At 65.7% G+C, this 20,673-nt stretch carries 17 protein-coding genes; 10 read left to right on the forward strand and 7 right to left on the reverse strand.

All coding sequences use genetic code 11. The features are described from left to right. Positions 1-51: 51 nt before the first annotated feature. Positions 52-1,692: a chaperonin GroEL gene (gene groL, locus A3840_RS12530; RefSeq protein ID WP_067457177.1), complete on the reverse strand. Its 1,641-nt coding sequence runs from the start codon at positions 1,690-1,692 to the stop codon at positions 52-54. Between the two features lie 63 nt (positions 1,693-1,755). Next, the gene (locus A3840_RS12535) at positions 1,756-2,046 is read right to left on the reverse strand and encodes a co-chaperone GroES (RefSeq protein WP_046103399.1); all 291 of its coding nucleotides are present in this window, start codon (positions 2,044-2,046) and stop codon (positions 1,756-1,758) included. A 154-nt stretch (positions 2,047-2,200) separates the two neighbouring features. Here A3840_RS12535 and A3840_RS12540 point away from each other — a divergent pair, with 154 nt between their 5' ends. Continuing rightward, on the forward strand, positions 2,201-2,590 hold the full coding sequence (locus A3840_RS12540; protein WP_067457180.1) for a DUF427 domain-containing protein: 390 nt from the start codon (positions 2,201-2,203) through the stop codon (positions 2,588-2,590). On the opposite strand, the gene A3840_RS12545 is transcribed toward A3840_RS12540, so the two are convergent. Beyond that, positions 2,587-2,988: a DUF4260 domain-containing protein gene (locus A3840_RS12545; RefSeq protein ID WP_245676610.1), complete on the reverse strand. Its 402-nt coding sequence runs from the start codon at positions 2,986-2,988 to the stop codon at positions 2,587-2,589. The two genes, A3840_RS12540 and A3840_RS12545, sit on opposite strands and share 4 nt — an antisense overlap. 116 nt (positions 2,989-3,104) lie before the next feature. Here A3840_RS12545 and A3840_RS12550 point away from each other — a divergent pair, with 116 nt between their 5' ends. Further along, positions 3,105-3,347, forward strand: coding sequence for a hypothetical protein (locus A3840_RS12550; protein WP_067457185.1), 243 nt, complete (start codon positions 3,105-3,107; stop codon positions 3,345-3,347). Between the two features lie 29 nt (positions 3,348-3,376). After that, the gene (locus tag A3840_RS12555; protein ID WP_067457217.1) at positions 3,377-4,339 is read left to right on the forward strand and encodes a DMT family transporter; all 963 of its coding nucleotides are present in this window, start codon (positions 3,377-3,379) and stop codon (positions 4,337-4,339) included. Between the two features lie 15 nt (positions 4,340-4,354). Here A3840_RS12555 and A3840_RS12560 read toward each other — a convergent pair whose 3' ends face one another. Continuing rightward, the gene (locus A3840_RS12560) at positions 4,355-5,779 is read right to left on the reverse strand and encodes a sigma-54-dependent transcriptional regulator (protein WP_245676611.1); all 1,425 of its coding nucleotides are present in this window, start codon (positions 5,777-5,779) and stop codon (positions 4,355-4,357) included. A 296-nt stretch (positions 5,780-6,075) separates the two neighbouring features. Here A3840_RS12560 and A3840_RS12565 point away from each other — a divergent pair, with 296 nt between their 5' ends. Next, complete coding sequence (locus A3840_RS12565) at positions 6,076-7,314, forward strand: EAL domain-containing protein (protein WP_165603178.1); 1,239 nt, start codon at positions 6,076-6,078, stop codon at positions 7,312-7,314. Between the two features lie 25 nt (positions 7,315-7,339). On the opposite strand, the gene A3840_RS12570 is transcribed toward A3840_RS12565, so the two are convergent. After that, positions 7,340-8,311 (reverse strand): bifunctional riboflavin kinase/FAD synthetase, encoded by a 972-nt coding sequence (locus tag A3840_RS12570; RefSeq protein ID WP_067457190.1) that lies wholly within the window; start codon positions 8,309-8,311, stop codon positions 7,340-7,342. A gap of 5 nt (positions 8,312-8,316) precedes the next feature. After that, positions 8,317-9,183 (reverse strand): TIGR01459 family HAD-type hydrolase, encoded by an 867-nt coding sequence (locus A3840_RS12575; RefSeq protein WP_067457193.1) that lies wholly within the window; start codon positions 9,181-9,183, stop codon positions 8,317-8,319. A 216-nt stretch (positions 9,184-9,399) separates the two neighbouring features. Here A3840_RS12575 and A3840_RS12580 point away from each other — a divergent pair, with 216 nt between their 5' ends. The 6 genes from A3840_RS12580 (at position 9,400) to rsmD (ending at position 18,861) form a co-directional block, all read left to right on the forward strand. Further along, positions 9,400-11,844 carry a methyl-accepting chemotaxis protein gene (locus tag A3840_RS12580; protein WP_165603179.1) on the forward strand — a complete coding sequence of 815 codons (2,445 nt, stop codon included), beginning with the start codon at positions 9,400-9,402 and terminating at the stop codon, positions 11,842-11,844. A gap of 150 nt (positions 11,845-11,994) precedes the next feature. Beyond that, on the forward strand, positions 11,995-15,015 hold the full coding sequence (gene ileS, locus A3840_RS12585) for an isoleucine--tRNA ligase (RefSeq protein WP_067457200.1): 3,021 nt from the start codon (positions 11,995-11,997) through the stop codon (positions 15,013-15,015). A gap of 167 nt (positions 15,016-15,182) precedes the next feature. Beyond that, positions 15,183-15,749, forward strand: coding sequence for a signal peptidase II (gene lspA, locus A3840_RS12590; RefSeq protein WP_082903866.1), 567 nt, complete (start codon positions 15,183-15,185; stop codon positions 15,747-15,749). 83 nt (positions 15,750-15,832) lie between these two features. Next, positions 15,833-16,540, forward strand: coding sequence for a hypothetical protein (locus A3840_RS12595; RefSeq protein ID WP_131798318.1), 708 nt, complete (start codon positions 15,833-15,835; stop codon positions 16,538-16,540). Between the two features lie 136 nt (positions 16,541-16,676). Next, positions 16,677-18,146 (forward strand): pseudouridine synthase, encoded by a 1,470-nt coding sequence (locus tag A3840_RS12600; protein ID WP_082903867.1) that lies wholly within the window; start codon positions 16,677-16,679, stop codon positions 18,144-18,146. A gap of 154 nt (positions 18,147-18,300) precedes the next feature. After that, positions 18,301-18,861, forward strand: coding sequence for a 16S rRNA (guanine(966)-N(2))-methyltransferase RsmD (gene rsmD, locus A3840_RS12605; protein ID WP_067457209.1), 561 nt, complete (start codon positions 18,301-18,303; stop codon positions 18,859-18,861). Positions 18,862-19,312: 451 nt separating this feature from the next. On the opposite strand, the gene aztD is transcribed toward rsmD, so the two are convergent. After that, positions 19,313-20,491 carry a zinc metallochaperone AztD gene (aztD, locus tag A3840_RS12610; protein ID WP_067457212.1) on the reverse strand — a complete coding sequence of 393 codons (1,179 nt, stop codon included), beginning with the start codon at positions 20,489-20,491 and terminating at the stop codon, positions 19,313-19,315. Positions 20,492-20,673: the final 182 nt, after the last annotated feature.

Genomic DNA, 20,673 nt, shown 5'->3' on the forward strand with positions numbered 1-20,673 from the left:
GATCGTGACTGGGAAGAAACGATCCCTGAAGCTGAACGCTTTGGGCGTGGATTAGAAATCCATGCCGCCCATGCCGCCCATGCCGCCGCCACCCGGCATGGCCGGAGCTTCGGGCTTGGGGGCTTCCACGATCGTGGCTTCGGTGGTGATCAGCAGCGAAGCGACCGAGGCGGCGTCTTCGAGCGCGGTGCGCACGACCTTGACCGGGTCGATGACGCCCAGGGAAACCAGGTCGCCATATTCACCGGTCGCGGCATTGTAGCCGAACGAGGCAGCGCTGTTCTCGAGGATCTTGTCGACAACGACGGAGCCTTCGGCGCCGGCATTGTTGGCAATGGTACGGACCGGGGACTGCAGCGCGCGACGAACGATCGCGATACCGGCTTCCTGGTCGGCATTGGCACCCTTGGCCTTGATGGCGGCCGAAGCGCGCAGCAGGGCCACGCCACCACCCGGCACGATGCCTTCTTCGACGGCGGCGCGGGTCGCGTTGAGCGCGTCATCGACGCGGTCCTTGCGCTCCTTGACTTCCACTTCGGTCGAACCGCCGACGCGGATCACGGCAACGCCGCCGGCCAGCTTGGCCAGGCGTTCCTGCAGCTTTTCACGGTCGTAGTCCGAGGTGGTTTCCTCGATCTGGGCCTTGATCTGGCCGACGCGGGCCTGGATGTCTTCCTGGGTGCCGGCGCCGTCGACGATCGTGGTGTTTTCCTTGGTGATTTCAACGCGCTTGGCGGTGCCGAGCATGTCGAGGGTCACGTTCTCGAGCTTGATGCCGAGATCTTCGGAGATCACCTGGCCGCCGGTGAGGACGGCGATGTCTTCCAGCATGGCCTTGCGGCGGTCGCCGAAGCCCGGAGCCTTGACGGCAGCGACCTTGAGGCCGGCGCGCAGGCGGTTGACGACCAGGGTCGGCAGGGCCTCGCCATCGACGTCTTCGGCGATGATCAAGAGCGGGCGCTGGGACTGAACGACGGCTTCCAGGATCGGCAGGATGGCCTGCAGGTTGGAGAGCTTCTTCTCGTGCAGCAGGATGTACGGGTCCTCGAGGGTCGCCGTCATCTTTTCAGCATTGGTGACGAAATAGGGCGAGAGATAGCCGCGGTCGAACTGCATGCCTTCCACGACATCGAGCTCGGTCTCGGCGGTCTTGGCTTCCTCGACGGTGATGACACCCTCGTTGCCGACCTTCTGCATCGCCTCGGCGATCATGTCGCCGATCGAGGTCTCGCCATTGGCCGAAATGGTGCCGACCTGGGCGACTTCGGAGGACGAGGTGATCTTCTTGGCCGAGCCCTTGAGGCTCTCGATCACGTCGGCGACGGCCAGGTCGATGCCGCGCTTGAGATCCATCGGGTTGAAGCCGGCGGCGACGGCCTTGACGCCTTCGACCACGATGGCCTGGCCCAGAACGGTGGCGGTGGTGGTGCCGTCACCGGCAACGTCGTTGGTCTTGGAGGCGACCGAACGCAGGAGCTGGGCACCCAGGTTCTCGAACTTGTCTTCCAGTTCGATTTCCTTGGCGACCGAGACGCCGTCCTTGGTGATGCGCGGGGCGCCGAACGACTTTTCGATGACGACGTTACGACCCTTGGGGCCGAGGGTGACCTTCACCGCATTGGCGAGGACATTGACGCCACGCAGCATCTTTTCGCGGGCTTCGGTCGAGAATTTGACTTCCTTGGCGGCCATTTATGGCTCCTTGAAACTGTCTGTTGGTTTGAGGGGACGACAAAAAAGGGCGCGAGAAGCGGATTACGCTTCGATCACGCCCATGATGTCGCTTTCCTTCATGATGATCAGGTCTTCGCCGTTGAGCTTGACCTCGGTGCCGCTCCACTTGCCGAACAGCACGCGATCGCCGGCCTTGACGTCCAGCGCATTGATCTTGCCATTTTCATCGCGGGCGCCGGGGCCCACGGAAACGATCACGCCCTCGGAGGGCTTTTCCTTGGCGGTATCGGGAATGATGATCCCGCCCTTGGTCTTTTCTTCACTGTCGACGCGACGGACGACCACGCGGTCATGCAGGGGACGGAAGCCCATGAATTGCTCCTCTTGGCATCATTTCTAATGCAAAAAACGGGACCTGTTGGCACTCGTCTTTGGTGAGTGCTAACAGGCTAGGGGGATATAGGGAGGCGGCTCGGCCGGAGTCAAGGCGCGTGAACCGAAGTTTTTTCTCGCGCGTTGAGTGTACATGAACCAGAGCCAATACGAGGTGCCGATCATGCCCGCCCCCGCCGCCCGCCCCGTCACCGTCACCCCGATTGCCGGCCGGGTGCATGTCATTTTCGACGATGCCGAAATCGCCAGCTCCACCAAGGCCTTGCGCCTGGAATGGCAGGGCCGCGCGCCGCAATATTTCCTGCCGCTGGACGACGTGCATCCGGGCATTCTGGAGGCTTCCGACACCCAGCGCGACGACGAGGGCCCCGGCATGGCCCATTTCTACACCATCAAGACCCTCACCGCCGACGGCGTGGACGAGGCCTGGTATTACCCCTATGCCGAAGGCGATTTCGCGCCCATCCGCGATCTTCTCACCTTTGCCGGCGCCCGCATCCGCATCGAGGTGACGGAGGTCTAGCGCCCGCGCTTCTGCCCCAGTTCGCCCAGATGGGTATGTTTGAAGCCGGACGCATATTTCAGCCCATAGCCCAGGCTGCGGTCGAGCCCGATATGGGCCAGATGGATCAACGCCAGGTGCTGCAGGATTTCGATCCCGAGCAATATGCCGGTGGCGCCCATGGCCACGGGAACCAGGTAATTATGCGCGATATTGTAGATGATCGCGCCTGCCTTGTTGCCCATCGCATAGCCCGCAAAGGACAGGTCGGGCGCGAACAGCAGGAGTGCGAAAAGCCAGACTGCGCCGCCTAGGCCGAAATAGAGCGCTGTCGCCGCCAGGAGCACGGCCAATCCCTCCAGCCTGAGGACAGTGCGAACTTGGCCGCTCACGGGGCCGAAATCATTCTGGATTGTCATGCTCATCTCCTATGCTGCGACAGGGCAAACCTAGTGTCGATGGTGCCTATGCAAAATTGTCCAAACCTGTCGGCATGATATCCGATTTTGAATAGGGCGCGATGAGGCGCGCTCCGATGAGCGCCTATACCCTCTTCCTTCCGCCCGCGGACTGGGCCATAAGGCAGATCATGAGCGAAAAATCATCTTTGCAGATCAAGCTACGCCGCAAAGGCGGCGTCGGTCCCAACGCGAACTGGCACTGGGAAGTGCAGGACGAAGAGGGCAAGGTCCTCAAATCCGGTAGCGCCGTGGGCGAAGAGCACAAGGCCTTCGCCACCGCCCGCATCGCCAAGGAAAAGCTGGAAGCCGGCCGCTAGGCGCCAGCGCGGATAGGATCGACGTGACCATGCCCGCCGGCGAGAGCGACGCCGAACCGCCATCGACCCAGCTTGGCGGCCCCCTGCGCGGCATCGCGCTCAAGGTGGCCTCGGTCTGCTGTTTCGTGGTCATGGCCACCATGCTCAAGGCCACCGAGACGGTGCCCGCGGGCGAAATGGTGTTCTTCCGCTCCTTCTTCGCCCTGTTGCCGGTCCTGGCCTGGCTGGCTTGGAAGGGCCGGCTCGCCCATGCCTTCGCCACCAGGCGTCCCTTCGGCCATTTCCTGCGCGGCCTGATTGGCGTCGCCTCCATGGCCATGGGCTTTTTCGCCCTGACGCGCCTGCCCCTGCCCGAGGCGACCGCCATCGGCTATGCCTCCCCGCTTATCATCGTTATTCTCTCCGCCCTGCTGTTGCGCGAACGGGTCCATATCTTCCGCTGGACCACGGTGCTGGTCGGGCTGATCGGGGTGGTCATCATCCTTTTGCCGCGCATCACCATCTTTTCCGGCGCCGCGCCCATGGCCGACGGCACCACGATCGGGGCGCTGGCGGCGCTGGCGGGCGCCTGCGCCTCGGCCTTTGCCATGCTGCAGGTGCGCACCCTGGTGCAGACCGAGCGCACCGAGGTCATCGTCACCTATTTCTTCGTCAGCGCCAGCATCCTGAGCCTCCTCACCCTGCCGTTCGGCTGGATCTGGCCCACGCCCGAACAGGCGGCCCTGCTGATCGGCGCCGGCTTTTTCGGCGGCATCGGCCAGCTCCTGCTGACCTCGTGCTATCGCTATGCCGACATGTCGGTCATCGCGCCGTTCGAATATGTGTCGCTGATCCTCACTATCATCATCGGCTTCCTGATCTTCGCCGACGTGCCCACCATTCCCATGCTGATCGGCGCGGTGATCATCGTGGGCTCCGGCATCGCCGTCATCCTGCGCGAACGCTGGCTCGGCCTCGACCGCACCCGCTCCCGCGAAGCCAATACGCCCTGATCTGTTCCGATAGCTTTAGCCGGCCGCGGCCATCTCGGCCCAGTTCTGTCGCTTGCGATAGATGGTGGAGGGGCTGATTTCGAGCGCCGCCGCGGCCAGCGAGATATTGCCGCCAAAGACCGCGATCGCGTCCTCGATGATGCGCTGTTCCTGCTGCCACATCGGCAGCACGGCGCGGCGATTGTCGGCCCGGGGCGCTTCCACCGGGGCAGGGGCCGCACCCTGCGATTCGATATCGGCGGCCGAGAGCATGGCGGCGTCGATCTCCCCGCCATCGAACATCACCACCATGCGGCGGATCAGGTTCTGCAATTGCCGCACATTGCCCGGCCAGTCCGCCGCCGTCAGTTGCTGGGCCGCGTCCTGGGTGAAGCCGGAAAAGCTCTTGTGCTCCTCCCGGGCATAGCGCGCCAGGAAATGGCGGGCCAGCACCATCACGTCGCTCGGCCGCTGGCGCAGCGGCGGCAGGTGAATGGGCAGCACATGCAGGCGATAGAACAGGTCCTCGCGGAATTTCCGCTCGGCGATCAATTGCATGGGATTGCGATTGGTGGCGCAGATCACCCGCACATCGACCTTGCGCGCCGCCGTCTCGCCCACGCGGCTCAGCATGCCCGTCTGCAGGAAGCGCAGCAATTTCGATTGCAGCGACAGGTCCATTTCCCCGATTTCATCGAGAAACAGCGTGCCGCCATCGGCCAATTCCGCCGCGCCCTTGCGGTCGTCATGGGCGCCGGTAAAGGCCCCGCGCACCACGCCGAACAATTCGCTTTCCATCAGGTCGCGCGGAATGGCGGCGCAATTGATGGCGACGAAGCGCCGCTCATATCGCGGCCCCTGGGCATGCAGCGCCTCGGCGCAGACATCCTTGCCGGTGCCGCTTTCCCCGGTGATGAAGACCGGCGCCGAGGAGGTGGCGACGCGCCCGATCTGCTCGTAGAGGAATTGCATGGCGCTCGAGGCGCCCACGAAGCCGGCATAATCGGTCACGACCGGTTCGGGCCCGGTTTCCGCGCCCAGGCACCGCGGCCGCCCGTGGCGCTGCGCCAATTCGCCGATGCGGCTGGCCAGGGCAGCGCCGCTGACCGGCTTGGCCAGGTAATCATGCGCGCCGGCGCGCATGGCGCCCAGCGCCGCGCTCACCGAGCCGCTATCGGCCACGGCCAGCACCAGCGCGCCCTCGGCCAGCCGCACCAGCCTTCCCATGGCATCCTCGATACTCGGCGCCAGGTCGGCAAGGCTGCCCAGGTCGGCGATGATGATGTCGAAGCGCGCCTGCCGCAGCTTTTCCGCCGCCAGGCGACCATTTTCGGCAATGGCGACGCGCGGGGCGACCAGCAGTTTTTCGCTCAGCGCCCGGCCCATGCGGCGCGCGCTGTCCCCGTCGCTGTCGATCAGCAGGAGCTGGCCGTTAAGGGCATTGTCGCTTCCGCTCGTCATCGTCATCACGCGTTTTACCCTGGTCTCGCCCGCAGCCGGGCCGTTCTTCTGGTTGATCCGATTGTTTCGGATTAGGGTAAATATTCCGTTCGCGCCGCTCCGCCGAAAGCCGCCGCCGGGGCCACCGGGACGTGTCAGATCGGCACAGGGCAGGGCGCGCCATCGGGCCGTCGCGCCGGGGAAAAGCGCGGAAATAGGCCGGGGACAGAGTGGCGACGGCGCTTTTTCGGGTCTTGCCGGGATGCTATGAAAATATGCCGAATCCCCGGCGCCACGAAGGGATTGCAGGTCCGCCCGTGCAGGCATTGGTTTATTCGTTCATCGCGCTGTCCGCCGCCGGCCTGGGGGCATTGAGCTATTTCGCGCTGAGCTTCACGCCGGCCAATGCCATCCTGGCCGCTTTGGTCTTTGGCTGCATCGGCGTGGTGGCGATGGAGCGCATGCTGCGCATCCGCGCCGAAAACCGGCTGGAACGCGCCATCGAGGACTTGTCCCGCCTGCTCGCCACCGACGCCCAGGCCGGCGCCGTGCTCGGCCAGCGCATCAATGCCATTGCCGATACCAATCCCGGCCAGCGCCTCGAAACCGTCGAGGCCGATATTTCCGTACTCGGCACCGTCATCCGCCAGGTCGCCGAGGCCGTGGCGGAAGTCGAGGACAAGCTGGCAAGCACCGGCCCGCGCCGCGACGCGCCCATGAAGACTCCCGGGCGGGTCATTCCCGCTCCGGCCCCGGCGCCCGACAGGGAGCCGGTCATTCCGCTCGAAACCCTGCGCCAGGCCGTGGCCGATAAAAGGCTGGCCTTTCACCTCCAGCCCATCCTGCGCCTGCCCCATCGCCGCGTCGCCGCCTATGACCTGATGCCGCGCCTGCTGCTGGACGATGGCGATTGGGCCGATCCGGCCGATTTCATGCCCCGGCGCGGCGGTTATGACCTGGTGCGCCAGATCGAGGCTTCGGCGCTGATGGAGGCGGTGGCCGTCGCCCGTCGCGCCCGCACCGGCGGCGCGCCGGTCATTCTCCATGTGCCGCTGTCCTGCGCCACTTTAGGCGATGGCCCGGCCGCCGAACGGATGCTGGGCATCCTCGACGCCAATCGCGCCATACTGGAAGGCCTGACCTTCCTTGTCGCCGAAAGCGAATGGCTGGCGCTGACCGGGCATGAGCGCGCCGTCATCGAGCAGATCGGCCGCAAGGGCGCCGGCTTCTCGCTGGGCGGGGCCACCTCGCTGCGCCTCGACATGGCCGAGCTGGCCGCCTCGGGCCTGCGTGCCCTGCGGGTCGAGGCGGCGCGGCTGATCGAAGCGCCAGAGGCGCTCACCGATTTCCACGTCTCCGACATTTCCGATTATCTGGCGCGCTTCGACGTCGCCCTCATCGCCACCGCCATCGCCAATGAGCGGCAGATCGTCGAATTGCTCGACAGCGATATCCTGCTCGTCCAGGGCGATTACCTCGCCCCGCCCGGCCCGATCCGCCAGGACCTTTCCCTCGACGCCAACCGCACCATCACCCCGCAATTGAAGCGGGGCTAGGACCTCTCGTCACAGGGTGAGCGGCCTATCCGAAAAAGCCCAGCTTTTCGTCCAGCGCGCCGATCGGGGCGGCATCGGCGATAAGGGCGCGGGCCTCGCGCGAATCCCGGTCCATGGCGGCAATCAGTTCGTCGAGGCCGGAAAACACCTCCTGGCCCCGGATATGGCCGATCAGGGCGATCTGCAGGGTCTGGCCGTAGATATCCTCGTCGAAATCGAACAGATGCGTTTCGAAGGGCGGGCGCTGGTTGTCGAACATCGGCTTGCCATAGGCGGCCACGCCGTCGAACAGGCGCGTGCCCAGCCTGGCCCGCACGGCATAGACGCCCTGGGCCAGCTGGAAGCCATTCGGGGTCATGGTATTGGCGGTGGGAAAGCCCAGTTCCCGGCCGCGCTGGTCTCCCTGCACCACGCAGCCATCGAAGAACCAGTGATAGCCCAGCAGGCGATTGGCGGCGGCGACGGCGCCTTCGGACAGGGCGGCGCGAATGCGCGAGGAGGAAATGGGCTCGTCGCCCTCATCCATGAGGTCGAGCGTCTCGACCGCGAAGCCGGCCCGCTCGCCGGCCGCCTTGAGGAAGGCCGGAGTGCCACGACGCTGGCGGCCGAAATGAAAATCGGACCCGGTGATCACGCCCCTGGCGCCGAGCTGGTCGACCAGGATGGTCTCGACGAAATCCTCGGCCTCGGTCTGCGAAAAGGCATGGTCGAAGGGCAGGATGATGATGCCGTCGAGCCCGAGCGCTTCGGCCAGGCGCGCCTTGGCATCGCCCTGGGTCAGCCGGAACATGAACGGGGCCGGCGCGAAGACATCGCGCGGATGCGGCTCGAAGGTGAGCATGAGCGCCGGCACGCCGGCCGCGTTTGCGCTCTGGCGCAGTGCGGCGATGATCGATTGGTGGCCCCGATGCAGGCCGTCGAAATTGCCGATGGCGACATAGGCGCCGCGCAGGTGTTCCGGCAGCTCGGCCAGGCTGGAAAGACGGATGAAGGTCAATTGCGCTACCAGCTCAGGCGGGGGAGGTAGCCGGCGGTGCGGGCACGGCTGGGGGCGATGAGATCGGCGATGGCCTGCGGATCGGGCTTGCCGAAGGCGTCCAGTTCGGCGGCATGGATCGACCCGGTGATGAACAGCAGGTCGATGCCGAACTGGGCCGCGCCGGTGGCATCGGTGCGCACGCTGTCGCCGATGGCGAGCACCCGCGCCTTGTCGAGATTGCCGCCTGCGGCTTCCTCGGCGAGCCTGTAGGCTTCCTCGTAGATGGGCTGATAGGGCTTGCCGGCCATATGCACCATGCCGCCCATGGCCGAATAGAGATCGCCCAGCGCGCCGCCGCAATAGATGATCTTGTCGCCATGCTCCACCACCCGGTCGGGATTGGCGCAGATCATCGGCAGCTTGCGGCTGAGCCAGAGCCGGGCCCGCTCGCGATACATTTCGGGGGTATCGTCATCGGTATCGAGATCGGTGACCACGACAACTTCGGCTTCCTCGGCGCCGGTGCGGCGCACGTCCAACCCTTCGTAAAGCGCGTCGTCCTCGGTGGCCGGGCCGACATGGTGGATGGCCTTGCCGCGATATTTCTCGATCATGACGCGGGTGGCGTCGCCCGAGGAGACGATGGCGTCATAGGCATCGCGCGGCACGCCGAGCCGGTCCAGCATGGCGACGATGGGGCCCGACGGACGCGGCGCATTGGTGATCAGCACCACGCGGCCTCCGCCCTGGCGGAATTTCTGCAGCGCCTCGACGGCCTCGGGAAAGGCCGCGACGCCATTGTGGATGACACCCCAGACATCGCTCAGCACCGCATCATAGCGGCCGGAAAGATCGGAAAGACCGGAAATGGTCGGCAGCGGGCTGGTCATGGCGTGCTTTCGGCAATGGCGGCTGAATGTATGCCCTATGTGGCAGTTTGCGCCGCCGGATCAAGCAAAAAGCTCAGTGCCGCGTGCGGCGCCGGCGCGGAAGAACTTCCTTAACCGTAAATTCCTAATGTTCGCCAGCGCCATGGCAGCGGGGGCGGAGCCGTCGCGGCCGGGTTGATTTCAAGGCTTGATGCCGCAATGTGGGGCTCTTCGACCATGACCAAGCAGATCAGACTCGCCCTCAAACTTCCCGTCATGGTGATCGGCATCGCGCTGGTGACCGGCGCCAGCCTGGGCGTGGCCGCCTATTTCAGCAGCGATGCCATCGTGAGCGACCAGGCCCGGGAACGGCTCTCGGCCGGCGCGGAAAACGCCAATGCGGCGCTGGCGGCCTATCTGGGCGAGGTGGCCGAGGATCTGACGCTCTTCGCCGGCCGCAAGGATGTCTCGGGCGCGCTCATGGCCTTTGCCGGCGCCTATAAGTCGCTGGCGGCGCAGGGCGATCCGGCCGAATTGCTGCAGAAATCCTATGTGACCGACAATCCCCATCCCGTCGGCGAGCGCAAGCTGCTCGAAAGCTCGAACAATCTCCTGGTCTACGACCTCAATCACCGACCGCAACACACCGAATTCCGCGCCCTGCTGGAGACGCGCGGCTATACCGATGTCTTCCTGTTCGATGTTGACGCCAACAATGTCTATTCGGTGCAGAAGGACAGTGATTTCGGCACCCGCTTCGCCGAGGGCGCCGGCCCCTGGGCCGATACCGATCTGGGCCGGGTGGTGCGCGCGGCTCTCGCGGGCGAGGCCGGCAGCGTCTTTCTCAGCGATTTCGCGCCCTATGGCCCCAATGGCGGGGCCGCGGCCAGCTTCATCGCCGCGCCGGTGATCAACCAGGGCATGCTCTCGGGCGTGCTCGCCTATCAGATGCCGCTGGGCCGCATCAGCGAGCTTCTGGCCCGCACCAGGGGCCTGGGCCAGAGCGGGGAAGTCTATCTCGTCGGCCAGGACGGGCTGGTGCGCAACGATTCCCCCAAGACCGAGGGCGACGACGCGCTGAACGTGGCTTTGGGCGGCCCGGTCGTGTCGGCGGCCCTGGCCGGCACCGAAGGGCTCGGGGTGATCGATTTCAACCAGACGAGCTATGTCGCGGCCGCCACCCCGATTTCCTTCGGCGGTTCGGATTGGGCCGTTGTGGCGCTGGAAAGCGCCGAGGAAATCCTGGCCCCCTCGGCCGGCCTGCGCAACACCATGATGCTGATCGGCGGGGCCTTGCTGGCTTTGTCGGCTTTGGGCAGCGTGCTCATCGCCCGCACCATCACCCGGCCCGTGGGCCGCCTGACCCAGGCCATGGGCGAGATCGCCGGCAATAATCTCGAAACCGAGGTGCCCGGCCTGGGCCGCACCGACGAGCTGGGCGAAATGGCCGATGCGGTGGAAGTGTTCCGCCAGAACGGCCTCCGGATCGCCGAATTGCGGGCGGCCGAGGATAGCATGAATGCCGAGCGCGCCGCCCAGGTGCGCGTGGTGGAAGCCCTCCAGCAGGATATCGACCGGGTGGTGGGCGCCGCCATCGAGGGCGATTTCTCGCTCCGGGCCGATACCGCCCTGCCGGATCCCGAATTGCAGCGGCTGGCCGAGAACGTCAACGAATTGCTGGCGACCGTCGAGCGCGGCATCGGTGAGACCGGCAATGTGCTGGCGGCCTTGGCCGGGGCCGATCTCAGCCTGCGCGTCACCGGCGATTACAAGGGCGCCTTCGCCCGGCTCAAGACCGACACCAATGGGGTGGCCGAGCAATTGGGCGAAATCGTCACGCGCCTGCGCCAGACCTCCGGCGCGCTCAAGACCGCGACCGGCGAAATCCTCGAAGGCGCCAACGACCTGTCCGAGCGCACCACGCGGCAGGCCGCCACCATCGAGCAGACCTCGGCGGCCATGGAGCAATTGCGCAATGTCGTGGCCGAGAATGCCGGCCAGGCCCAGGATGCCAGCGCCAAGGCGCGCAACGTGTCCGCGGAGGCCGAGGCCAGCGGCGCGGTGATGAACCAGGCCAATCAGGCCATGGAACGGATCACCCAATCCTCGGGCAAGATTTCCAACATTATCGGGCTCATCGACGACATCGCCTTCCAGACCAATCTCCTCGCGCTCAACGCCTCGGTCGAAGCGGCGCGGGCAGGGGAGGCCGGCAAGGGCTTTGCCGTGGTGGCCGTGGAAGTGCGGCGCCTGGCCCAGAGCGCGGCCGAGGCCTCCTCGGAGGTCAAGGTGCTGATCGAGCAGAGCGCCAGCGAGGTCAATGGCGGTTCGCGCCTGGTGGCGGAAGCCGCCGAGCGGCTGCTCAACGTGCAGAACGGCATCGGCGCCAATGCCGCCCTGCTCGAAGACATGGCCCGCGCCAGCCGCGAACAGGCCGCCGCGATCGAAGAGGTCAATGTGGCGGTCCGCACCCTGGACGAGATGACCCAGCACAATGCGGCCCTGGTGGAAGAGACCAATGCCGCCATCGAGCAGACCGAAGCCCAGGCCGGTGAGCTCGACCGGCTGATCGGCGGCTTCACCCTGGCGCGCGGGGAAACCGCCCCACCCGCCGAGGAGAGCGGCGCGCGCGGGCTGTTCGGCACCCTGGCCCGGAAGGTCGCGGGGCTGGGGCGGCGCTGATCGTCCGGATCGGCGTCTGCCTCCGTTTCGCTCGCGCTTGCCCCTTCTCCCGCAAGGGGAAGGGGCGGCCGGTGATTTGAAATCACCCTTTGCCCCGGCCGCCTCCCCTTGCTAAAAGGCGGCCATATTTCCCGAACCGATTGCCGATCCATGAACGACACCGCTACCGGCGCGACCGAAAAAGACTATTCGGCCACGCTTTTCCTGCCGGAAACCGATTTCCCGATGCGCGCCGGCCTGCCGGCCCGCGAGCCCGTCTGGCTCCAGCGCTGGGAAGACATGGACATTTACGGCCTGCAGCGCGAGCAGGCCAAGGACCGGCCGCTCTTCACCCTGCATGACGGCCCTCCCTATGCCAATGGCAATATCCATATCGGCCACGCGCTCAACAAGACGCTGAAGGATATGGTGTCCCGCTCCATGCAGATGCTGGGCCACAACGCCGCCTATATCCCCGGCTGGGATTGCCACGGCCTGCCCATCGAATGGAAGATCGAGGAGCAATATCGCGCCAAGGGCAAGGACAAGAACGAGGTTCCGGTGGTCGAATTCCGCCAGGAATGCCGCACCTTTGCCGAGCAATGGGTCGATATCCAGCGCGAGGAATTCAAGCGCCTGGGCGTGTTGGGGGAATGGGACAACCCCTATCTCACCATGAGCTTCGATGCCGAAGCGCAGATCGCGCGCGAATTGATGAAGGTCTCGATGAGCGGCCAGCTCTATCGCGGCTCCAAGCCCGTCATGTGGTCGGTGGTCGAGCGCACCGCCCTCGCCGAAGCCGAGATCGAATACCAGGAATATGAGAGCGACGCGATCTGGGTGAAGTTCCCGGTGGCATCGGCGCGCCTGGAAGATATGGGGCGTTTTGTAGGCGCCTCGGTCGTCATCTGGACCACCACGCCTTGGACTATCCCGGGCAACCGGGCCATCTCCTTCTCTAGCCGCATCGGGTATAGCCTTTACGAAGTCACCGAAGCACCAGAAGAAAATTGGGCCAAGGTGGGCGACAAGCTCATCATCGCTGACAAGCTGGCAACCGAAGTCTTTGCCAAAGCAAAGGTCGCCGGTTTTGAAAAACGCACCGCCGTCTCCGCCGACGAACTGGCATCCATCACCTGCTTTCACCCCCTTCACGGTCTTGCTGGTGGCTATATGTTCGGAGTTCCCCTTCTCGATGGCGAACATGTCACCGACGATGCCGGCACCGGCTTCGTGCATACCGCTCCCGGCCATGGCCTCGACGACTTCGGCATCTGGATGGAATCCACCCGTCTCCTGCAGGAGCACGGCATCGATCCCGCCATCCCCTATGTCGTGGGCGACGACGGGTTCTACACCAAGGACGCGCCGGGCTTCGAGGGCGCCCGCGTCATCGACGACAATGGCAAGAAGGGCGATGCCAACCAGCGCGTCATCACCGCCCTGGCCGAGCACGGCAACATCATCGCCCGTGGCCGCCTGAAACACCAATATCCCCATTCCTGGCGCTCCAAGAAGCCGGTCATCTTCCGCAACACGCCGCAATGGTTCGTCTATATGGACAAGCCGATCGGTGCCGCCGGGCCGCAGGCCACCTCTCCCTTGGGGGTGAGGTCGACCCTTGCGCAGCAAGGGGCGGGTGAGGGGGCCTTGTCTTCTCTTCCCGACACTCTCCGCAATCGCGCCCTGCGCGCCATCGACCAGACCAGGTTCTACCCCGCCTCCGGGCAGAACCGCTTGCGCGCCATGATCGCCGATCGTCCCGATTGGGTGCTCAGCCGCCAGCGCGCCTGGGGCGTGCCGATCACCGTCTTCGTGCATAAGGCGACCGGCGAAATCCTGCGCGACGAAACGGTCAATCACCGCATCGCCCAGTCCTTCGAGGAAGAGGGCGCCGATGCCTGGTACAAGGAGGGGGCTGCCGAACGCTATCTCGGTGCCGAGTACAAGGCCGACGATTACGAGATGATCCGCGACGTCCTCGACGTCTGGTTCGATTCCGGCTCCACCCATTCCTTCGTGCTGCGCAATAAACAAAAGTGGCCGCATCTGAAATTCCCGGCCTCGATGTATCTCGAAGGCAGCGACCAGCATCGCGGCTGGTTCCATTCCAGCCTGCTCGAATCCTGCGCTACCAATGGCTATGCGCCCTATGACAGCGTCCTCACCCATGGTTTCACCATGGATGGGGAAGGCCGCAAGATGTCCAAGTCGCTGGGCAATGTCGTGGCCCCGCAGGAGATCATCAAGCAATATGGCGCCGATATCCTGCGCCTGTGGGTCGCGTCTTCCGACTATTCGGAGGATTTGCGCCTGGGCAAGGAGATCATCCAGACCACGGTGGATTCCTACCGCAAGCTGCGCAATACGCTGCGCTGGCTGCTGGGCAACCTCGCCCATTTCAGGAGCGAGGACGTCGTCGATGCCAAGGACATGCCCGAGCTCGAACGGCTGATGCTGCATCGGCTGGCCCAGCTCGATGCCGGGGTGCGCGCCGCCTACAAGGAATACGATTACCGCCGGGTCGTGACCCTGTTGTCCAATTTCATGAACATCGAGCTCTCGGCGTTCTATTTCGACATCCGCAAGGACGCGCTCTATTGCGATCCGATCTCCTCGATCAAGCGCCGCTCGGCGCTGACCGTGCTCGATCATCTGTTCAACGCGCTCACCGCCTGGCTGGCGCCCATCCTGGTCTTCACCATGGAGGAATGCTGGCTGGAACGGCATCCGGGCGAGGGTGAATCGGTCCATCTGCGCCTCTTCCCCGAAATCCCCACCACCTGGCTCGACGACGAGCTGGCCGGCAAGTGGCAGCTTATCCGCGCCGTGCGCCGGGTGGTCACGGGGGCCCTGGAAATCGAGCGGCGCGAGAAGCGCATTGGTTCCTCGCTGGAGGCGGCGCCGAAAGTCTTCGTGGCCGATGCCCGCTATGTGGTGGCGCTGGAAGGCCAGGACCTGGCTGAAATCGCCATCACCTCGGCGGTGGAGCTCAGGCAGGACGAAGGCCCGGCCGAGGCTTTCCGCCTCGATGACGTTCCGGGCATTTCGGTCGTGCCGGCCCTGGCCCAGGGCCAGCGCTGCGCCCGAAGCTGGAAAGTGCTGCCCGATGTGGGCTCGGACCCCGAATATCCCGACGTCTCCGCCCGCGACGCCCAGGCCCTGCGCGAGCGTGCGGCGGCTGGTCTTTGAACTGAGCTGACGGCTCTTGCCCACCCTCCCCCTTGAGGGGAGGGATCGAGGGTGGGGGTTCTGAAGGCCCCGCAAGCCGCGAATGCCCGGTATGCCGTGAAGCCGGCACCCCCACCCCAACCCCTCCCCTCAAGGGGGAGGGGCTTTCGGAGAACTCGGAGCGCGTTATGAATCCCCATTCCCTCCGCAATCCCACCATTCTCGTCTCGCTCATGGCCGCGTTGCTGGCCTTCGGCCTCGACCGGGCGCAGAAGGGCTTTCACATCGCGGCCGAATGCTATGCCATCGGCCAGGCGCCCTGCGTGCCGGTGCCCTTTGCCTATCAGCCGCTGGCGCTGACCGGCTGGCGGGGCGGGGAAGTGCTGAACATCGCGCCCTTCTTCGACTATGTCCTGGTCTGGAATACCGGCATTTCCTATGGCCTGCTCGACGGCCTGCCGGTCTGGGCGCTGGGCCTGGTCATGCTGGTCGCCATCGTCGCGCTGTCGGTCTGGTGGTGGCGATCCGATGTCCTGTTGATCCGCCTCGGCCTCGCCCTCTGCATCGGCGGCGCCCTTTCCAATGCGCTTGATCGCCTGCTCTACGGCGCGGTGGCCGACTTTTTCCATTTCCATTGGGGCGCCTGGTCCTTCTACATCTTCAACCTGGCCGATGTGTCGATCACCCTGGGCGTCCTGCTGCTCTTTGCCGATCTCTTCGGGCTGGGGCGCAAGCGCACAACAAAAACCGCGTGATCGGCAAGATCACCTTGCTGCCAGAATCTGGTCTTAGCTCGGGGAATGCGCTATAGAGGCCGCCGATATCGAAGGAATGTTGCATGCGTATTGGATTGACCGGGCACAATTCTGCTTTCTCGGCGATGGCTCGCGCCGGCCTCGCGGCCCTGGCGCTGGCGGCGACGCTGGCCCTTGGCGCCTGCACCACGGTCGAGGGCACCAATGCCATGACCGATTTCGGCACCTTCGAGCGCGAAGTGCTCAACACCACTGCCCGCGGTGTCGGCCTCATTCCCGGTGAGGCGCCCAAGCAGGATTTGACCAATGCCCGCGCCCCGCTCGTGCTGCCGCGCGATCAGGCGGCGCTGCCGGCCCCCACCCAGACCGCTTCGACCCAATTGCCGGCCGACAGCAGCAAGGTGCAGATCGACACCTCCAACCTCACCCAGGCCGATATCGAGAACCTGCGCAATGCCCGCGTGGTCGACCTGCGCTCGCTGTCCGGCCGTCCGCTGACCGAGGCCGAGATCAACCAGATGACGGCCCGCATGCGCGCCGCCAATATCGCGGTCACCGGCGATTCCCGCCGCCCGCTCTATCTGCCGCCAGCCGAATATTTCACCCGCGTGGGCGATGCGCAGCTGGTCTGCCGCACCCCCTCGGGCGAGCTGGTTTCCCTCAACGACGACCGCTGCCCGGCCGAAATCCGCCGCGCCCTGCAGCGCAGCAATGTCGGGACGCCGACCTCTTCGGGCAGCATTTCGTCCCGGCCCGGCACCGGGCTGACGAATTCCGAAACCAAGCTCTAGGCGTCCGCGCCTCGAGACGATCTATCCCGGCGGCCGGTCCATCCGGCCGCCTTTCACATTTACCGCGCCGCCCGCCGGAGCGTTTTCAGGGACACTGGTTTCCCGTCCGAAAACGCGCCCGACAAATGGGTCCCGCATGTCAGAAAGTCCGTCCATGAGCGACGCTCCCAAACAACCCGAAGCCGCCGACCGCCTCGCCAAGGTCATTGCCCGTGCCGGCCTCTGCTCCCGCCGCGATGCCGAGGGCTGGATCGCCGATGGCCGCGTCGTGGTCAACGGCAAGAAGGTGCTCACCCCCGCCTTCAACGTCACCAGCCGCGACAAGATCGAGGTCGATGGCCTGCCGCTGGCGGCCCGCCAGGGCACCCGCATCTGGCTCTATCACAAACCGGCCGGGCTCGTGGTCACCGAGAAGGATCCCGAGGGCCGCCCCACCATTTTCGAGGCGCTGGACCGCATGGGCCTGCCGCGCGTGCTGACCGTCGGCCGGCTCGACATCAATACCGAGGGCCTGCTTCTGCTCACCAATGATGGCGGGCTCAAGCGCGTGCTCGAATTGCCCTCCACCGGCTGGCTGCGCCGCTATCGCGTCCGCGCCTTCGGCTCGGTCACCCAGGCCCAGCTCGATGCGCTCAAGAACGGCATTTCCGTCGATGGCGTGCAATATGGCCCCATCACCGCCACGCTGGAGCGCGAGCAGGGCGCCAATGTCTGGATCGTGCTCGGTCTGCGCGAGGGCAAGAACCGCGAGGTCAAGAATGTCCTGGGCTCGCTCGGCCTCGAGGTCAATCGGCTGATCCGCGTCTCCTATGGTCCCTTCCAGCTCGGCGACCTGCCCGAGGGCGGGGTGGAAATGGTCAAGTCCCGCATGCTGCGCGACCAGCTCGGCAAGAAGCTGGCCGAGGCCGCCGGCGTCGATTTCGAAAGCGAAATGCCCGATTACGAGCCCCCGCGCGACGAGACCTATCGCGTCCGCTCCCCGCGCGACCGCGATCATAGCCGTCCCAATCCGACGCGCGGCGCCACCCGCCGGCCCGGCCCCGACCGCGCCGAGGAGCGCCCCATGGGCCGGCCGCGCCGCATCCATTTCGACGACGATGGCCGCGCGCCCGAAACCTATGAACCCAAGCCCGCCGGCCGGCCCGGCCGCGATGCCGGCGACCGCCCCAAGCGCGATTTCGGCGACAGGCTGGCGCGCGGCGATCGTCCGGAAGGCCGCAAATCCTCCGGCGACAAGCCGGCCCGTGGCGCGCGTCCCGAACGCCCCTTCGCGGATCGTCCCAAGCGCGAATTCGGCGACCGTTCGCAGCGGCCCTATGGCGACAAGCCCGCTCGTGGCCCGCGCGCCGACAAACCTGCCTTCGGTGACCGTCCGCAAAATGGCCGCCCCGCCGGCAAATCCTTCGCGGATCGCCCGCAGAAAGGTCGTCCCGCCGGCAAGCCGTTCGGTGATCGCCCACAAACTGGCCGCCCGGGTGCCAAGCCCTTCGCAGGAAAGCCCGGCGGTTCGCGCCCCACCGGCGGCCGTCCCGGTGGCGGTCGCCCCTCCGGTGGTCCGCGCCCTTCCGCTGGCCGTCCGTCCGGCCCCCGCAAGCCGCGCGGCTAGACCTGTTGTCCCCCTCCCCCTTGAGGGGAGGGGCTAGGGGTGGGGGTTCTGAACCACCCACGAGCATCGCGTTCGTAGAAATGCCTGCACCCCCACCCTCAATCCCTCCCCTCAAGGGGGAGGGAGGCGAAGGCCCTCAGGAACGGAGTTCTCCATGCGCATCGTCGCCGGCAAATATCGCGGCAAGCAGCTCAATTCCCCCGCGGATGACAGCATCCGCCCGACCTCGGACCGCGCCCGCGAATCCATCTTCAACATTCTCGGCTCGCGCCTGGGCCCGGTCCTGGCCGGCCGGCGCGTGCTCGATCTTTTCGCCGGCACCGGCGCGCTCGGCCTCGAAGCCCTCTCGCGCGGCGCCGAGCACGTCACCTTCGTGGACAATGGCGTCGAGGCGCGCGGCTTAATCCGCGATCATATCGAAGCCTTCGGTGCCGCCGGCATCACCAAGCTGCTGCGCCGCGACGCCACCGCTTTGGGCGTGCCCGGCACGTTCGGCCAGTTCGACCTGGTCTTCCTCGATCCGCCCTATGGCCGGAGCCTGGGCGAAGAGGCTCTGGCCGAGCTGGCCCGTAATGGCTGGCTGGCCCCCGGCGCCACCATCGTCTGGGAGGAAGCGGCCGATGCACCGGTCGATATTCCGCCCGGCTTCACGCTCGATGACACCCGCCAATATGGCGCCGCCTCGGTGCGGTTTCTCTCCTACGGCGCAGCCTGAACCATTTCACCCATCGCCTGAAAGCGCTCCCCTCGCCACACATCACTCGTCACCCTCGGGCTTGACCCGAGGGTCGCTCACAGCTTTGAGCCGGTGCTTTGACCGTGTGGAGGTTGGCCCTCGGGTCGGGCCTGAGGATGTCGCTGTGCGTGGGTTTCGATAAGGAAGAACCCTCGGTCAAGCCCGAGGGTGACGAATTGAGGGTGAGGTGGGGCAGTGCGTGGAGCCGGTATCTCACGGCATACGCGATGCGGCACCCTCCCCCTTGCGGGGAGGGCTGGGGTGGGGGACGGGCGGCAGGGTGCTTGATGTGGGCCGCCTGCGCCAGTCGGCACCCCCTCCCAGCTTCGCTAAGGCCTTTCGGCCAAGCTGCGCTACCTCCCCCGTCAATGCGTGGGGCGGGACCGCGGCCAACGCGCTGCGGCACCCGCCCCCCACCTCGCCGGCGCGCCTAGTGCACGCTGCCGGAGCCGCCGGCGGCGACGATGTTGAAGGGCAGGCCGTCCACGCTCAGGTCGCGGGCGATTTCGAAGCTTTCCGCATCGACGAGATGGACCTTGCCTTCATTGGGATCGGTGACGGCGATGACATCGCCGGCAACGGCCAGGCGCGGCCGGGGCAGGCTCCATTCGCCATCCATGGAATAGGGCTCGGTGACCTTGACCGAACGGGTGATCTCGCCCTTGACCACGTCGAGCTGACGCAATTGGCCGTCCTCGGTGAAGATATAGGCGAAGCGCGGGCGCACCGGATCGGTCACGAAATGCACCCGTCGGGTCGGCAGGTCGACCAGGCGATAGGGCTCGGCCTCGGCCGGGTCGATGATCACCACCTTGTCGGCCCCGTAATTGCCCAGGAAATATTGCATGCCCTGGCCGCCGATCAGCGTGGTGGATTTGCCCTGCGGCAGGCCGGCATAGTCGAGCTTTTCGATCTTCGGTTCGCCCGAACCGCTGACCACCAGCAGCCCGTCGCCGCAGCCGATCATCAGCATGTTGCCGGAAGTGGCCTCGCCGTGCAGGTCCGGGCAGGCCTGCATGTCGCCCACCACATTGCCCTCGGCATCCAGCACGTTGACGCCCAGGCGTGGCTTGGCATCGTTCTCGGCATCGGCCACCGAGACGAGGGTGTAGTCGCCCCAGGGGGCGGCGAGTCCGTGATGGGCGGTGCCGCTGTCGCGCTCGGTGATGTCGAGTTCGCCATGCTCCACCCAATCATGGGCATCGACCAGGCTGACCAGGCCCGAGCCGTCGAAGAACAGCGCGATCTTGCCGCCATGCTCGACGAAATGGGCGGGCTTGTCGCCCCTCAGCACGCCTTCGACCAGCGCCGGATCGCCGATGGTGATATCGCCGTGGTCGCCATGGTCGTCGATGCTGATGCCGGTCTTGATGGCCGAAACCTGGTTGCCGGCGCCCTGCACCGCAAAGACCGCGTCATCGGCCCTGTAGAGGCTGGCGGGGCTGGCCAGCGGGAACGTGGCGAGCACCGCCCCGCTCTCGAGGTCGAACGCGGTAAGCTTGGCCTCGCTATGGTCGGCGACGAACAGGCGCCAGGCCGTGATGTCGTCGGCCACAGCCGGCGTAATGAGTGTCGAGCTGAGGAGAAGAGCGGCGAGCATTTTGGGCATTTGCAATCCTTTGATATGTTAGAACGTTACGATTGTTGGGAAATGTGGGGCGTGTCGGAAAGCGTTCGCTGCATATGCAGCGAAGCCGGGAGATCAGGAGCGGGCGAAGCGCGAACTCTCCTCCTCACCGCTCGTCACCCTCGGGCTTGTATCGGTGAAGTCTGTTTAAATGTTCCCGGGAG

It is taken from the genome of Devosia elaeis (assembly GCF_001650025.1).
Classification (GTDB): Bacteria; Pseudomonadota; Alphaproteobacteria; order Rhizobiales; family Devosiaceae; genus Devosia; species Devosia elaeis.

Excerpts from the sequence above, each read along its gene's own strand:
- groL (WP_067457177.1), bottom strand. The coding sequence starts at position 1,692 with ATGGCCGCCAAGGAAGTCAAATTCTCGACCGAAGCCCGCGAAAAGATG.
- A3840_RS12535 (WP_046103399.1), bottom strand. The coding sequence starts at position 2,046 with ATGGGCTTCCGTCCCCTGCATGACCGCGTGGTCGTCCGTCGCGTCGAC.
- A3840_RS12540 (WP_067457180.1), top strand. The coding sequence starts at position 2,201 with ATGAACCAGAGCCAATACGAGGTGCCGATCATGCCCGCCCCCGCCGCC.
- A3840_RS12545 (WP_245676610.1), bottom strand. The coding sequence starts at position 2,988 with ATGACAATCCAGAATGATTTCGGCCCCGTGAGCGGCCAAGTTCGCACT.
- A3840_RS12550 (WP_067457185.1), top strand. The coding sequence starts at position 3,105 with ATGAGCGCCTATACCCTCTTCCTTCCGCCCGCGGACTGGGCCATAAGG.
- A3840_RS12555 (WP_067457217.1), top strand. The coding sequence starts at position 3,377 with ATGCCCGCCGGCGAGAGCGACGCCGAACCGCCATCGACCCAGCTTGGC.
- A3840_RS12560 (WP_245676611.1), bottom strand. The coding sequence starts at position 5,779 with ATGACGAGCGGAAGCGACAATGCCCTTAACGGCCAGCTCCTGCTGATC.
- A3840_RS12575 (WP_067457193.1), bottom strand. The coding sequence starts at position 9,183 with ATGACCAGCCCGCTGCCGACCATTTCCGGTCTTTCCGATCTTTCCGGC.
- A3840_RS12580 (WP_165603179.1), top strand. The coding sequence starts at position 9,400 with ATGACCAAGCAGATCAGACTCGCCCTCAAACTTCCCGTCATGGTGATC.
- ileS (WP_067457200.1), top strand. The coding sequence starts at position 11,995 with ATGAACGACACCGCTACCGGCGCGACCGAAAAAGACTATTCGGCCACG.
- lspA (WP_082903866.1), top strand. The coding sequence starts at position 15,183 with ATGAATCCCCATTCCCTCCGCAATCCCACCATTCTCGTCTCGCTCATG.
- A3840_RS12595 (WP_131798318.1), top strand. The coding sequence starts at position 15,833 with ATGCGTATTGGATTGACCGGGCACAATTCTGCTTTCTCGGCGATGGCT.
- A3840_RS12600 (WP_082903867.1), top strand. The coding sequence starts at position 16,677 with ATGTCAGAAAGTCCGTCCATGAGCGACGCTCCCAAACAACCCGAAGCC.
- rsmD (WP_067457209.1), top strand. The coding sequence starts at position 18,301 with ATGCGCATCGTCGCCGGCAAATATCGCGGCAAGCAGCTCAATTCCCCC.
- aztD (WP_067457212.1), bottom strand. The coding sequence starts at position 20,491 with ATGCCCAAAATGCTCGCCGCTCTTCTCCTCAGCTCGACACTCATTACG.